This is a genomic window from Methylobacillus pratensis (assembly GCF_054072455.1).
In genome coordinates, this window is record NZ_JBSUSR010000001.1 from 394,389 (window position 1) to 409,304 (window position 14,916).

General features: G+C 61.0%; 7 protein-coding genes. 1 reads left to right on the top strand and 6 read right to left on the bottom strand.

Features of this window, described 5'->3' with window-relative positions:
- Positions 1–214: 214 nt before the first annotated feature.
- Positions 215–2,722 (bottom strand): ABC transporter permease, encoded by a 2,508-nt coding sequence (locus ACW4YW_RS01785; protein WP_457135983.1) that lies wholly within the window; start codon positions 2,720–2,722, stop codon positions 215–217.
- On the bottom strand, positions 2,719–3,405 hold the full coding sequence (locus ACW4YW_RS01790; protein ID WP_457135984.1) for an ABC transporter ATP-binding protein: 687 nt from the start codon (positions 3,403–3,405) through the stop codon (positions 2,719–2,721). Before ACW4YW_RS01790 ends, ACW4YW_RS01785 begins: the two co-directional genes overlap by 4 nt.
- 44 nt (positions 3,406–3,449) lie before the next feature.
- On the opposite strand from ACW4YW_RS01790, the gene ACW4YW_RS01795 reads away from it, so the two are divergent.
- Positions 3,450–4,034 (top strand): arylesterase, encoded by a 585-nt coding sequence (locus ACW4YW_RS01795; protein ID WP_457135985.1) that lies wholly within the window; start codon positions 3,450–3,452, stop codon positions 4,032–4,034.
- A 25-nt stretch (positions 4,035–4,059) separates the two neighbouring features.
- Here ACW4YW_RS01795 and tilS read toward each other — a convergent pair whose 3' ends face one another.
- The 4 genes from tilS to ACW4YW_RS01815 all read right to left on the bottom strand — a co-directional run bounded on the left by tilS (position 4,060) and on the right by ACW4YW_RS01815 (position 14,914).
- A complete protein-coding gene (tilS, locus tag ACW4YW_RS01800; protein WP_457135986.1) occupies positions 4,060–5,484 on the bottom strand; it encodes a tRNA lysidine(34) synthetase TilS in 1,425 nt (474 codons plus the stop codon).
- Positions 5,453–6,442 carry an acetyl-CoA carboxylase carboxyltransferase subunit alpha gene (locus tag ACW4YW_RS01805; RefSeq protein WP_457135987.1) on the bottom strand — a complete coding sequence of 330 codons (990 nt, stop codon included), beginning with the start codon at positions 6,440–6,442 and terminating at the stop codon, positions 5,453–5,455. Before ACW4YW_RS01805 ends, tilS begins: the two co-directional genes overlap by 32 nt.
- Positions 6,443–6,448: 6 nt before the next feature.
- Positions 6,449–9,898, bottom strand: coding sequence for a DNA polymerase III subunit alpha (gene dnaE / locus ACW4YW_RS01810; protein ID WP_457135988.1), 3,450 nt, complete (start codon positions 9,896–9,898; stop codon positions 6,449–6,451).
- Between the two features lie 75 nt (positions 9,899–9,973).
- Positions 9,974–14,914: an Hpt domain-containing protein gene (locus tag ACW4YW_RS01815; protein WP_457135989.1), complete on the bottom strand. Its 4,941-nt coding sequence runs from the start codon at positions 14,912–14,914 to the stop codon at positions 9,974–9,976.
- Positions 14,915–14,916: the final 2 nt, after the last annotated feature.

A 14,916-nucleotide genomic window follows, 5' to 3' on the forward strand; every position in this document is an offset into this window, starting at 1 on the left:
ACAATCCTTCCATAGTTGTTATGATATGCCGGTTTATATTTATGATTCCGGCATCTCCACTAATCAAGTTTCATGCCGGATTCCAGGCAAGAGGTAAGTGATTGTATTAATGGATTTCTACGGAGGAGGATATCAGCGCGACATCTAGATTGGCTACAAACAACCAATTTATGGTGGCTATATACAACCAAATTGGTTGTATATAGCCACACATTTATATGCTTTGCAATATTGCCCGCGGAGACTGATTGAGGAACCGCCGCATGCCCAGCCACGCAGCGGCAGGCACCAGCAACGCTGCCAGTACCATGACGCCCAAGGCCCCTTGCAAGTTGAACTGGTAAGGAATATTGAATACCTGGCTGCTGAGGTAATACGCCATGATGGCCGCAGCCAGCGTGGCAACCAGTGCCGCCAATGCGCCAATGACGGCGAACTCGGTCCAGAGCGCCTGCAACACCTGCCGCCTGGAAGCGCCCAGTACGCGTAACAGCGTTGCTTCCTTGACGCGCTCTTCGCGGGTGGCCACCAGGGCCGCATAAAGCACCGCCAAGCCTGTCAACAGGCTGAAGGCAAACACGTATTCCAATGCATGGCTCATCTTGCTCATGATCTCGCGTACCTGGTCGAGCAAGGCCGCGACGTCAATCACGGTCAGGTTGGGGAATTCGCGTACCAATTGGTTGAGCAGCTGCTCCTGGCCGCTCGGAAGATGGAAGCTGGTGATGTAGCTGGCAGGATAACCGTCAAGCACGCCTGGCGGCGTCACGGCAAAGAAATTGGCACGCATGGTATCCCACTCCACCTTGCGCAGGCTGGTGATTTCCAGCTTAAGCCGCGCCCCGGCGATATCATAGGTCAGACGATCGCCCAGCTTGAGATGCAAGTCGTTTGCAATCCCCTGCTCCAGCGACAGCATGGGCTTGCCGTGTTCCGAAGGCTGCCACCAACTTCCTTCGAGCAGCTGGTTGTCCTGCTGCATGTCGGCTGCCCAGGAAAGGTTGAATTCACGCTCGGCCAGCCGCCTCGCCCTGTCATCCTGGTAATCCTCCACGTTAAGCGGCTTGCCGTTGATCTCAAGCAAGCGTCCGCGCACCATGGGAAATATGTCGACATGATGAAGGCCGCTTCGGTCGAAAAACTGCTTGATCGGCGCAATCTGGCCGGGCTGGATATTGATGATGAACCGGTTCGGCGCATCCTCGGGCAAGGTCTGCTGCCAGCTTGACAGCAAGTCGCCGCGCACGATGGCCAGCAGGATCAGCGCCGTCAGCCCCAGGCTGAATCCCAGCACCTGGGCTACCACCAGGCCGGGCCTGCGCTTCAAGGCTGCCAGCCCCAGCAGCCAGGAACCGGTTGCGTTTTGCGGCAAGCGTGCGAGCAGGCGCACTCCCAGCCAGGCCAGCAAGGCGACTGCCAATAACAGGCCTGCCAATGCCAGCAGCACGATGGCCCCCAGTTTTGCGTCGCCCGCCTGCCACAAGATCAACCCGACCAATACCAGCAGGGCCGGAACGAAATGCAGCCAATGCGCCTGATATTGATCGCCCAGATCGCGCCGCAGGATGCGCAAGGCAGGCACGTCGCGCAAACGGGCAAGATGCGGCCAGACCACGGCCAGCATGGTGGCAAAGCCCGCCGTGAGGCCGGAAACAGCGGGCATGACGCCAGGCGCAGGCAGCGTTTCCAGCAACAACCTGTCCGCCAGCACTGCGAGGCCGGCTTGCGCGGCAAAGCCGAACAACACACCCAAGCCGCTGCCGAAAGCGGCGATCAGCAAGGTCTGGCTCATGAGGATACGAAAAATGAAACGCCGCGAAGCGCCGAAACAACGCATGAGGGCATAGCTGTCCAGGCTTTTCTGCACATAGGGCTGGCTGGCAAGAAACATCGCCACCATGGCCAGGATTACGCTCACCATGGCGGACAGGCCGAGGAACTGTTGCGCCTTTTCCAGGGCGTTGCGCATCTCGGGGCGGGCATCGGTGACCTTCTGCAACTGCTCTCCCCGCTCCAGCCTGGGCTTGAGCCAGGCAGCGAAATCATTTACCCCGGCCGCCTCGCCGGCCAGCAATACCTGGTACTTGACCCGGCTGCCGAACTGGATCAACCCGGTCGAAGCCAGGTCTGTCGCATTCATCATCACGCGGGGCGCGATGCTGAACATGTCCCCGCCACGTGACGGCTCGCGTTGCAGGATGGCGGACACCTGCATATTGCGCTCGCCCACTTCCAGGCTGTCGCCCACGTTCACGCCCAGCTTGGAGGCCAGGCGCGGCTCTATCCAGACCGTACCCGGCGCAGGTATGCCGGTTGCGGCTTGTCCGCCCGTCAACATCAAGGCTGGCTCAACCCGCTGCTGCAACACCGTCAATTCGCCGCGCAAGGGGAAGCCCTCCCCCACCGCCTTGATCTCGGCTAACTGGCTGTCATCGCCATGCAGCACCATGCTGGGAAACTCCGCGGCATGCGTCGATTGCAAGCCGCGCTGCCTGGCTTCATCGAGATAGCTGTCCGGAATGGCATGGTCCGCTGCCACCAATATGTCGCCGCCCAGCAGCATGCCGCCCTGCCTCACCAGGGCGGACTCAATGCGGTCGGTAAAGAAGCCGACCGAGGTCGTGGCAGCCACGGCCAATACGAGGGCGAAGACTAACACACGCACCTCTCCAGCCGCCCACTGGCTGCGCAACTGGCGCCAGGCAATCAGGAAGGCCATCATGCAGCACCCTCTTCGTGCAATTGGCCGTCATGCAGGCGCAGCCTGCGCTGGCAGCGCGATGCCAGTTGCATGTCATGCGTCACGAGGATCAAGGTAGTGCCGGATTCGGCATTCAGGCCGAACAGCAACTCGACGATGCGTTCGCCGGTATGCTCATCCAGGTTTCCCGTCGGCTCGTCTGCAAACAGGATGGCGGGTTGCGGGGCAAAGGCGCGCGCGATTGCAACGCGCTGCTGCTCGCCGCCGGACATCTGGCGTGGATAATGTGAAAGACGGTGCCCAAGCCCGACGCGTTCGAGCGCGGCGGCTGACTTTTCCCTGGCATCCTTGCGGCCGGCCAGCTGCAAGGGCAGCATGACGTTTTCCAAAGCCGTAAGCGATGGCAGCAACTGGAATGACTGGAATACGAACCCCATGCTCTTGCCGCGTATGGCAGCCCGTCCATCTTCGTCTAGGTGGCTGATCTCGGTGCCATTGACCAGCACTTTTCCGTTGCTGGGACTGTCCAAGCCTGCAAGCAGGCTCAGCAACGTAGACTTGCCCGAACCCGAGCTGCCGATAATGGCGACTTTCTCCCCGGCGGCCACCTGGAGCGAGAGCGACTGCAAAATATCGAGCCTGCCGGCCCCGTTTTCTATATATTTATCGAGATTAACCGCTTCAACTGCCAAAGGTGTTTGCATCAATGATGTTCCGTTTCATATTGTTATTCAGCCTTGCATGCGCGATGTTGGCCAGCACCGCGCATGCCGCTACCATCCTGGTCTATGGCGACAGCCTTTCCGCAGCCTACGGCATCCCGCGTGAGCAAGGCTGGGTAGCCTTGCTGGAAAACCGCCTCAAGCAGCAATATCCCGGCTACAAGGTCGTCAACGCCAGCATCAGCGGCGAAACCACCAGCGGTGGGGTCAGCCGAATTGCGGCAACTCTCGCTCAGCACAAGCCCGGTATCGTCATCCTGGAGTTGGGTGCCAATGACGGCCTGCGCGGCCTGCCTGTCGCCGATATGCGCAACAATCTCGCCAGCATGGTCAAGTCCGGCCAGGAAGCCAAGGCGCAAGTGCTGCTGGTAGGCATGATGATTCCACCGAACTATGGCCCTAAATATACGCGAGAGTTCACTGCCAGCTATGCAGCGCTGGCAAAAGAATTCAAGCTGCCCCTGGTCGAGTTCCTGCTGGAGGGCGTCGCCGGCAAGGTCGAGCTCACCCAGCAGGATGGGTTGCACCCCAAAGCCAATGCCCAGGAGGCTATCCTGGAAAATGTCTGGAAGCAGCTGGAGCCGCTGCTCAAGCGCGGCAAGCCAGCCTAGCACAGCCCCGGCTGCGTTTCATACGTCAATATAACGGGCCTGGCTGCAACGGCTGCCAATCCAGCATCAAGCCCGGCTCTCCTGGCTTGGCCTGCCAGGCTGCCGCCGCCCCAATACCCGGCACCAGCACCAACTCGCCATCAACATAAACCAACGGCAACCGCTCACGCAGCCATGGCGCGATATTGGCTTCCTGATAGAGCTGCTTGAGCGTACGGGTCGGCCGCCTGGCATCGGGCTTGAAACGCTCCCCGCCGCTGCGATAGCGTATGTCCAGCTTGCGTCCGTGCAACCGTGACATGGCTAGGCCGTCCGCAACATCATGCCGGGCCAGCAGTCGCCCGTTCGCAGGCAAACACAGGCTACTCTCGCCTTGCCACTGCAAGCCGTCCAACTCTGGAATAGATGGCTCCGCGCTCAGGCTGGCCCAGCCGTGGTAACGCCGCAGGTAAGTCGCTTCATGCACCTGGACCTTGATGGCAGCGTTGTCCGCGGCATGTTTCAGCTGCTGCAACATCTCCTGCAAACGCGGCAATCCCGGCATCGGCAAGCCATGGGAAGCCAGCCACCAGCGCAGGAGGTTGCGCGCGCGCTGGTCGGAGAGCATGCTCAGACTCTCGACATTGACCTTGCCGTCCACGATAAGGGACGCAGCATCCAATACCGCAAGCTCATCCAGCAAATCCGTCGCTTCGGCTATATGTACGGCCGAACGAGCCAATGTATTTTTCGCAGCGGGATAACGCTGCTCTAAAAGCGGAAAAACTGCATGACGCAGGAAATTCCTGTCATAGCGTGTATCCAGGTTGCTTTCGTCGTCCATCCATTGCAGGCCGGTATGGCGGGCATATGCCTCGATCTCGCCACGGGAAACGTCGATCAGGGGACGCAACAGCCTGCGGGACGGATCATGCATCGCCATCGCTGCCAAGCCTTTGGCACCGGCCCCGCGCAGCAGCTGCAACAGCAAGGTTTCGGCCTGGTCATCCTGATGATGCGCCAACAGCACATAATCGGCGCGATGGGCGAGCAAGGCAGCATACCGCGCCCGCCTGGCGCTTGCCTCCATGCCTAGGCCCGACTGCTTTTCGACATGCACCTTCACCTGATGGAACGGCACTTCCAGCCTGTGACATTCTTCGACGCAGAACTCAGCCCAGCGGTCCGCGTTCGGGCTCAGGCCATGATGCACGTACATGGCTTCCAGCACAAAGCCGTGATGCGGCCTGGCTTGCGCAAGCAATTCCAACAGCACGCGCGAATCCAGCCCGCCGCTGAATGCGGCCAGCAAACGCTGTCCAGGCTTGGTATGTACGGAGAGAAAATTATTTACCCGGCGTGCCAGCTCAGGGAACAGGCTGGACGGGGCGGCAGGCTCGCGGGAATGGGGAGGATTTCCCTCATTCCCGGATAAGGGCTTACTTGACAGGGACTTCCTTGAACTTGCCATAGCTCATGAGGCGTTCATGGCGCGCTTCCAGCAAGTTGTCTATCGACTTGACCTGCAAATGGGCCAGCTCGTCGGCCAGGGCGCGGCGCAGGTTCTGCATCATGTCTTCCGGCGCACGGTGCGCGCCGCCCATGGGTTCGGGCACGATACGGTCAACCAGGCCCAGCGTCTTGAGGCGCGCTGCGGTAATGCCTAGCGTCTCTGCGGCTTCCGATGCCTTGTCGGCGCTCTTCCACAGGATGGAGGCGCAGCCTTCAGGCGAAATGACAGAATAAGTGGAATACTGCAGCATCATCAGGTGGTCGACTACGCCCAGCGCCAATGCGCCTCCGGAACCGCCTTCGCCGATGATCACCCCGATGATCGGCACAGTGAGCTCCGCCATCACGTAGAGGTTGCGCGCGATCGCCTCGGACTGGCCACGTTCCTCGGCCCCGATGCCGGGATAAGCGCCCGGCGTATCGATCAGGGTGATAATCGGCAGCCTGAACTTCTCGGCAAGGCGATAAAGACGCAAGGCCTTGCGATAGCCCTCGGGACGCGGCATGCCGAAATTGCGGTACTGGCGCTCCTTCACGTCGCGGCCCTTCTGGTGGCCGATCACCATCACAGGCTGTCCATCGAAACGGGCGATACCGCCGACAATGGCGGGATCATCGGCAAAGGCGCGGTCGCCATGCAGTTCTTCAAAATCGGAAAAGATCCCGCGGATGTAATCCAGGGTGTAAGGCCGCTGCGGATGGCGCGCCACTTGGGAAATCTGCCAGGCGGTGAGCTTGGCATAGATATCCTTGGTCAGGGTCTTGTTCTTTTGTTGCAGGCGCTCGATCTCTTCCGAGATATCCAGTGCGGAATCATCCTGCACATAGCGCAGCTCTTCGATCTTGGCTTCCAGCTCGGCAATCGGCTGCTCGAACTCGAGGAAGCTGGTTTTCACGTTATTGGTTTTGGCGTTCATAGGGCGTCAATTATAAAGTATTTTCACGTTTTCATCGCTGAGCCAACCCTTCAGCCCATACAATAATTCATCCTGCAGCTCCACACGCCAGTTATCGCCGAGCATGAGCTCCACTTGCGCATCCTTGTTATGGTAGGCCACCTTCACGGCGCAGCCGCGCCCGGCTTCGGGAGTGCCGGCCTTGCAATAAGGAGCGAGCAATGTCTTTAGCTTGTCCGCGTCGGACTGACCATTGCAGCTCAGCTTGAGCAGGTTGGCGTAGGCATTGCGCGCGCCGGCGATATCGGTCAGGCGACGCGCATTGACGCGCAAGCCGCCCGAGAAGTCGTCATGGCTGACGCGTCCTTCCACCACCAGCAACTGGTCTTCCTTGATCAAGGCCGTATTCTCGTTGAGCAGCTCCCCGCTCACGACAATGTCCACGCGCCCCGCCATGTCGTCCAGCGTGACGATCGCCATCTTGCCGCGCCCGGTCATGCGCACGCGCACGCCCATCACGATCCCGGCCAGCAGCTGCGGCTGGTCGCTGGGCTTGAGGTTGGCGAGGTTGTTGCGCACGAAGGTCGCGACTTCCTTCTGGTAATCCGCATAAGGATGGCCGCTGAAATAAAAGCCCAGTGCGGCCTTTTCCTCTTGCAGCCGTTGCTTTTCCGACCATGGCGGCGTTTCAGGCAGCACATGCACGGCGCTGTCGATCACCGAACCGAACAGGCTGTCCTGCCCGCTGGCCGCCCCGCTCTGCTCTGCGGCGCTGATCGCCAGGCTGACGCCAGCCAGCAACGCCGCACGGTTAGACTCGAGCTTGTCGAACGCCCCGGCGCGGATCAGCGACTCGATCACGCGGCGGTTAACCTTGCGTAAGTCCAGGCGGCTACAGAAATCGAACAGGTCCTTGAAGTCGCCGCCTTCTTTGCGGGCGGCGAGAATCAGCTCGATCGCTGCCCAGCCCGTGCCCTTGATCGCACCCAGGCCATAAATGATCTGCTTGGCATTGATCGGCTTGAAGCGGTATTCGCTGGCATTGATGTCCGGAGGCAGCACTTCCAGCCCGTTGACGAGGCAATCATCATAGAATAAGTGGACGTTGTCCGTATTGTTCATGTCCGCCGACATAGTGGCAGCCAGGAAAGCCGCTGGATAATGCGCCTTGAGGTAGGCCGTATGGTAGGCAACCAGGGCATAGGCCGCAGCGTGCGACTTGTTGAAGCCGTAGCTAGCGAACTTCTCCATCAAGTCGAACAGCTCGCCGGCCTGCTTTTCAGGCGTGCCGTTCTTGACCGCACCCTCGATGAAGATGCTGCGCTGCTGCGCCATCTCCTCGGGCTTTTTCTTGCCCATGGCGCGGCGCAGCAGGTCGGCGCCGCCGAGGCTGTAGCCCGCCACCACTTGGGCGATCTGCATCACCTGCTCCTGGTAGACCATGATGCCGTAGGTTTCTTTCAGGATAGGCTCGGTCGCCGGGTGCGGGTATTCCACGCGCTGCAAGCCGTGCTTACGGCGGCAGAAGTCCGGGATCAAGTCCATCGGACCCGGACGGTAGAGCGCCACCAGCGCGATGATGTCCTCGAAGACGTCAGGCTTGGCCTGCTTCAGCATATCCTTCATGCCACGCGATTCCAGCTGGAACACGGCCGTGGTATTGGCAGCCTTGAGCAGTTGGTAGCTGGGCTTGTCGTCTATGGGCAGGGTTTCAAAATTCAGGGGTTCCTGGCCCTTTTCCGCACGCTGCAGGTTGGCGCTTTCCAGCGCCATGTCCAGGATGGTGAGCGTGCGTAGGCCCAGGAAGTCGAACTTGACCAGCCCAACAGCTTCAACATCGTCCTTGTCGTACTGGCTGACCACGCTCTCGCCGCCCGCCTGGCAATAGATCGGGGAGAAATCGGAAATCTTGCCCGGGGAAATCAACACGCCGCCCGCGTGCATGCCGATATTGCGGGTCAGGCCTTCCAGCCTCAGCGCGAGCTCGAGCAGCTCGCCGACTTCTTCCTCCTGCTCGCGGCGCTCTTTGAGTTGCGGTTCTTTCTCCAGGGCATCGCTGAGGCTAATGCCTAGCTCGTTCGGGATCAGCTTGGCGACGCTGTCGACGAAGTTGAACGGCAGGTCCAGCACGCGGCCCACGTCGCGGATCACGGCCTTGGCGGCCATGGTACCGAAGGTGGCGATCTGGGAGACCGAATCCAGGCCGTACTTGCGCTTCACGTAATCGATGACGCGGTCACGGCCTTCCTGGCAGAAGTCGATGTCGAAGTCGGGCATGGAAACCCGCTCCGGGTTGAGGAAGCGCTCGAACAGCAATGCGTAGCGCATCGGGTCGAGATCGGTAATCCCCAGACTGTAGGCCACCAAGGAACCGGCACCAGAACCCCGCCCGGGGCCGACCGGCACGCCGTTGTTCTTGGCCCAGTTGATGAAGTCCGCCACGATGAGGAAGTAGCCCGGGAACCCCATCTGGATAATGATATTGGTCTCGAACTCCAGGCGCGCCTCATATTCCGGGCGCTTTGCTTCACGCCTGGCCTCATCGGGATACAGCACCTTGAGCCGCTCCTCCAGGCCGGCCTTGGCCTGGGCAACCAGGTATTCATCCAGGCTCACGCCATTGGGCGTCGGGAACTGCGGCAGGTAATTCTTGCCCAGCGTCAGGGTCAGGTTGCAACGCTTGGCGATCTCGACGCTATTGGCAAGCGCCTCGGGGATGTCGGCGAACAATTCCGCCATCTGCGCCTGGGACTTGAAATACTGCTCCGGGGTGAACAACTTGGGGCGGCGGTTATCCGCAAGCACATAGCCTTCGGCAATGCAGACGCGCGCCTCGTGCGCCTTGAAGTCGTCAGGCGTCATGAACTGCACGGGGTGGGTCGCCACCACGGGTAGCTCTAATTCGCTGGCGATCGCGAGCGCGCTGGCGATATAGGCTTCCTGCTGGGCATGGCCTGCCCGCTGCAGCTCGATATAGAACCGCTGCGGGAACAGCGCCGCCCATTGCTCGGCAAGCGCCTGGGCCTGGGTGAAATTGCCTTGCAGCAAGGCCTGCCCTAAGTCGCCGCCCATGGCGCCGGACAACAGGATCAGGCCCTCGGTGCCGCTTTCGTGCAGCCATTCGCGCTTGACCTCGGCGCGGCCGCGATACTGGTTTTGCAGAAAGGCGCGGCTTAGCAGCTCGCACAGGCGCAGGTAGCCCGCATGCGTCTGGCACAGCAACAGCGCTCGGTGGGGCTGGTCGCGCTTGGATTCATTCTCCAGCCAGATATCGGCGCCGATCAGCGGCTTGACGCCTTTGCCGCGGGCGGATTTATAGAATTTGACCGCGCCGAACAGGCTGCTGAGGTCGGTCAAGGCCAATGCGGGCATCTGGTCAGCCACCGCCTGCTTGACGTAATCGCCAATGCGCACGGTGCCATCGACCACGGAATACTCGCTATGGCAACGCAAATGGATGAATGAGGGATTCGACATACTGCCCTAATTTTACCTGATTCAGGCGCCCTTGCTATGAGGAGATTGCATACCGGCCTCCCGGCCGGACCAATATCAGGCCAGCAACCGGCGCAGCGTGGCAGCCAGTTCGTCTTCCTGTACCGGCTTGCCGAAGAAAGCGTCCACGCCCAGGCTTTTTGCCAGGGTCTGGTGTTTTTCCGCCGTGCGCGAGCTCACGATCACCAGCGGGATATGGTGCGTGCGCTCATCGTCGCGCACATTGCGGGCAAGCTCGAAACCATCCATGCGCGGCATCTCGATGTCGGTAAGGATCACGGCCGGCAAGGACTGCTGCATGGCCTGGATGGCTTCCATGCCATCCTTGGCCGTGACGACCTCGTACCCCTCGCGTTCGAGAAAGCGCCCCAGCACCTTGCGCATGGTGAGGGAGTCGTCCACCAGCAATGCCACCGGCTTGCTTGACGCCGGCGGGGTATCCACTGTCACGGCGATGTTGAGGCTGCCTGCCGACAAGGCCTCACGGTTGGCAAGCTGCAATGGGTTAATGATCAGCACGATACCGCCATCGCCCAGCACGGTGGCCCCAATCAAGCCGGGCACGCGCGCGAGTTGCGGGCCGATCTGCTTCATCACCACTTCCTGGTTGCCGACAATATCGTCCACATGCAGGGCCACGCGGTATTGACCGCTACGCAGCAGCATGACCGGCGTATAGCGCTGGCTTTCCGCCGTTGCCTGGGCATCGCCGCACAACCTGCCGAGGAAATAGACCGGATAATCGTGGCCGGCCCAGCTCAACTTGCCATCCGCGTACGCCGCCGTCAGTACATCCGGCTTCAACTTCACCACCTGCTCCACCATCACCGCCGGCAATGCGAACAGACGATTGCCATACCTGACCAATACCGCCTGCGACACGGAAAGGGTCACGGGCAGGAAGATACTGAAGATGGTTCCCGTGCCCTGGGTGCTGTTGACATCGATACGCCCGCCCAATGCCGTGATGTCACTGCGCACGGCATCCAACCCCACTCCCCGGCCCGATATCTGCGACACGGTGCGCGCCGTCGTGAAGCCCGGCTCGAAGATCAATGCCAGCAAAGCCTGGTCGCTCACTTCCTGGTCGGGCTGCAGCAGGTGCTGCGCCAAGGCCCTTTCCCGTACCTGCCCCAGGTCGACGCCGGCGCCGTCATCGCTGACCGTGAGCATGATTTCATCATTTTCCTGGCGCACCTTGAGCGTGATAGTGCCCGCTGCGGGCTTGCCATGCTTGCGGCGCACGTCAGGCGACTCTATACCGTGCGCCACCGCATTGCGCAGGATATGCTCCACCGCCGCGCCCATGCGGTCCAGCACGCTGCGGTCAATCTCGGTGTCAGCGCCGTCGAGCGTAAGCTCGGCCCGCTTATCGAGCTCGCGAGCCGTCTGGCGCACGATGCGGTGCAACCGCTCCGTCACCAGCGAGAACGGCACCCGGCGCACGTTCATGAGGCCATATTGCAGGTCGCGGCTCATGCGTCCCTGCTGCTGCAACGCAGCCTCGGTCTCATCGAGATTGCGCAACAGGCCCTGCTGGATGGTGGAAACGTCGTTGACGCTTTCCGCCATCATGCGCGTCAGTTCCTGCAGGCGCGTAAAGCGGTCGAATTCCAGCGGGTCGAATGTTTCATTCGATTCCTGCAGCAATGTCATGCGCGACTGCAACTGGCTCTCCGCCTCGATTTCCAGCTCGCGCAGGTAGCTGCGAAGACGCTGCACGCTTTCGGTCAGGTCGAGCGAGGACTGCTTGAACGCCTGCATTTCGCGCTCCAGGCGCGAGCGCGCGATACTGACTTCGCCCGCCTCGTTGATCAGCCGGTCCAGTGCCTCGGCACGCAGCCGCAGATATTGAACGCGGCGTTCACGCCCAGCGCGCTGGATGGCTGACTGGCGGCCAGTGACCAGCGTGGTCTGCCCGCCCAGGACTTCCTCCAGCAAGGCGCCAACATGGTCCAGCCCGGCAAACATCTCGGCAAAATCCTCGGCTTGCGGCACCTGCTTCAAGGCGCGCATGACCAAGTCCTCCATGCCATGCACTGCGTCGCCCAGGCTGCCTTGCCCTGCCATGCGCGCGCTGCCCTTGAGCGTATGCAACGCGCGTTGCAGCATGTCCGGATGCTCGGCTTCATACGGAGCCGCATGCCAGGCACGCAGCTCGCTGCCGATCATGGGCATAAGATCGCTGGCCTCCTCGACGAACAAGGCAAATAGCTCCTGGTCCACCGCCTGCTGCGAGGCAGGAAGGTCGGCAGCTGGAGCTTCCGAGACGCCTTGGTTGGACACGGATTCAGCAGGAGCGGCCTCCTTGGTTTCGGGCACTGGCCCCTGCTCCTGGTGCTGCTCCATCAGGCCGCTCACCTTGGCCTCGGCTTCCAGCAGGCTGGCCACGGCATCCTCGGTCTTGGCCAGGCGCGGTGTCTGGGCAAGACTAAACGGCACCACATTACTACCGGTCGAAGCATCAATCACCGGTATCGCCGCATCCGCCGCCGCTTTCTTGAGCGCACGCAACAAGGCCGTGGCCGAGCGCGACTGTTTGCGCTCGCGGGCCTTGCCCAGCATCTTCTCCAGGGTGTTGACCGCATTCTGCAATAAAGCAGCGGTTTGCTCCGTCCAGTTGCCCTGGTGCACGTCCAGCCAATGCTCCAATGCGCGTGCCAAGTCCGACAATGCATTGAACCCGGTGGAGCCGGCATTGCTGGCCAGGGTGTGGGCGGCCCTGCAGGTTTCCTTGTCCGGCGTGAGCACAGGTTCGCTGCGATGCAGCACGACCTGCAGCCAGTCCTGCAATTGTTCCAGGTGCTGTCCTGCCTCTTGCAGGAACACTTCGAACAAGGCGCGGCTGATCTTGCGTGTGCCGCCGATCAGCACTTCCTCCGGTTGCTCCTTGGCCGCCAATCCAGACAGACTGGATTCCAGCTCGTCCGCACGCGCTCGCCAAAGCGCGGCCTCGACCGCCTGATGCGCCTTGTCGCGCAATGACGCGATCCAGCCGGCGAAAGCAGCCGTCGCATCCTCAATAAAGGCAATCATTGCGCTGGTTGGCGTGAGCTTGCGTTCGATCACGCGGTTGAGCAAGGTCTCGACGATGGCAGCCACATTGCCGAGATCGGCCAAGCCGACTGTCCGGCCGCTGCCCTTCAGGGTATGGAAGCCCCTGCGCACCTCGACCAAGGACTGGTGATTGGTCGCATTGACGCGCAATGCCTGCAAATGCTGCGCGACACTTGCCAGAACTTCCTCGGCCTCGGTCAGGTAGACATCCAGCAGTTCGTCGTCAGGCAATTCAGGCGTTGCACTATAGGCCTCTGGGATTTCCACCACCTCGGCAGGCTGCGTCCCCGGTTCCGCATTCTGCACCGCCTTCAATCTTGCCAGTGCATCCTCGAGCGCAAACGCCCCGCTCACGGCATGGGGATATTGCTCGACAGTCATCCCGACCAGGCTCAGGCTGTCGGCCAGCGATTCAAACACTTCCTGCCCTGTAGCTATCCTCCCCTGCTGCAACCCGGCGATCACCTCTTGGGCGGCCTGTGCCAAAGCCTTCACTTCGGGCATTTCCAGTATGTCCAGAGCATTGGAGACTTGCTGCAACGGCGTGCTTGCCTGCGTCAACGGGACGACATCGCCCGGCTGGCGGAAATAGGCATCCAGCAGTTGCTCCACCTCTTGCAATGCCGCTGCCGTCTCGCGCGCCAATGCATGCTGCGCCGCCTGCTGCACCGCAGGTGCGGGCGCCAAGGTGGGCAGTTCGCCATGCAATAGGGTCTGCAAGCGCTGCTGCTGCTTTTCCATTTCAAGCTCAGCCTGCTCGCCTTGCCGGCCGTAATGCTGCAAGGCATCCGACAACAAGGTCAAGGCAGAAGCAACTTCGACCAGGGCAATGTCTTGCTGGGGATGATGGCCTTGCTGCAAAGCCAACACCTGGTCATGTACTGCAGCGAACAGCTTCTTCACTGGCTCATTCGATAACGCCGGGTAGGTGTTGAGGATGCCCGCAAAGCGGGTCATGAACTCATTGAAGACGGTTTCGCCTTCATTTGCGCGCGCCCACAATTCCTTGAGCGCATCCAGGGCTACCTGGCATTGCTTGATATATTGCTGCTCTTCGACATCAGGGACGAACGTCGCCTCGGCGGGGATCAACCCGTCCAGCTCGAACAGCGCCTTCACCTGGGCAATACGTTCGGTAGCGAGCTTGCTGACGGCGATGAAATACAATAAGTCGCGCAACAAGAGGCTGGCCGGGCGGTTCACGCCCTCGCCGGCAGAGCGCAATTCCTGGTCAAGGCGGCGGCACAGCCGCTTGACGCCGGCATCCTGGCGATGGGTTTCCTCGGCCAGGGTCTCGGTAAATGCAGTCGCCACCCACCACAAGGTTTTCTGCGCGGCCTGCGATTGCACAAGCTGCACGCGCTCCAGCGCGGCGCTCATGTCCTGTAGCGCCTCGGCATCGCCTTTCAGCCAGGACAGCAAGGATTTCTGGAACTGGGCACGCTGCTCCTTGATGGCAGCCACCAAGTCTTGCGGGTCAAGCGCTTCGATAGGGATGTCCTTGGGAAGGCGCTGGCTGGTATCCGGGAAGAACAGCTCCGAATCCTCCAGGGCTTCGCCATGCAGGGCCGCCAGTTTTTGCAAGGGCGGGGTCAAACGCAAGGGCTGGTCCTGCTCGCCGTTCATGAGTTCCTGCAGGTATTGCTGCAAATGCAGGATGGCGTAGCGCAGGGTGTCCAGATACTCAGGCTCCAGGCCGAGTTCCGACTTGTCCAGCTTGGAAACGATGGTTTCGATTTCGTTGCAATAGCGCTTGCACCCTTCCAGGCCCACCATGTCGAAAGCGCCGTTGACTTGGTAGAGATGGGTCTTGGCAAAACGCAGCGGCGACAGATCGGCGGGGTTGGCCCCGAGCGCGGCCAGTTGCGCCAATACCTGCTCCAGGGCCTGGTCTATTTCACCCTTGACCCAGCTCAGCGGGCCGATATCGAAATCTTCCACCA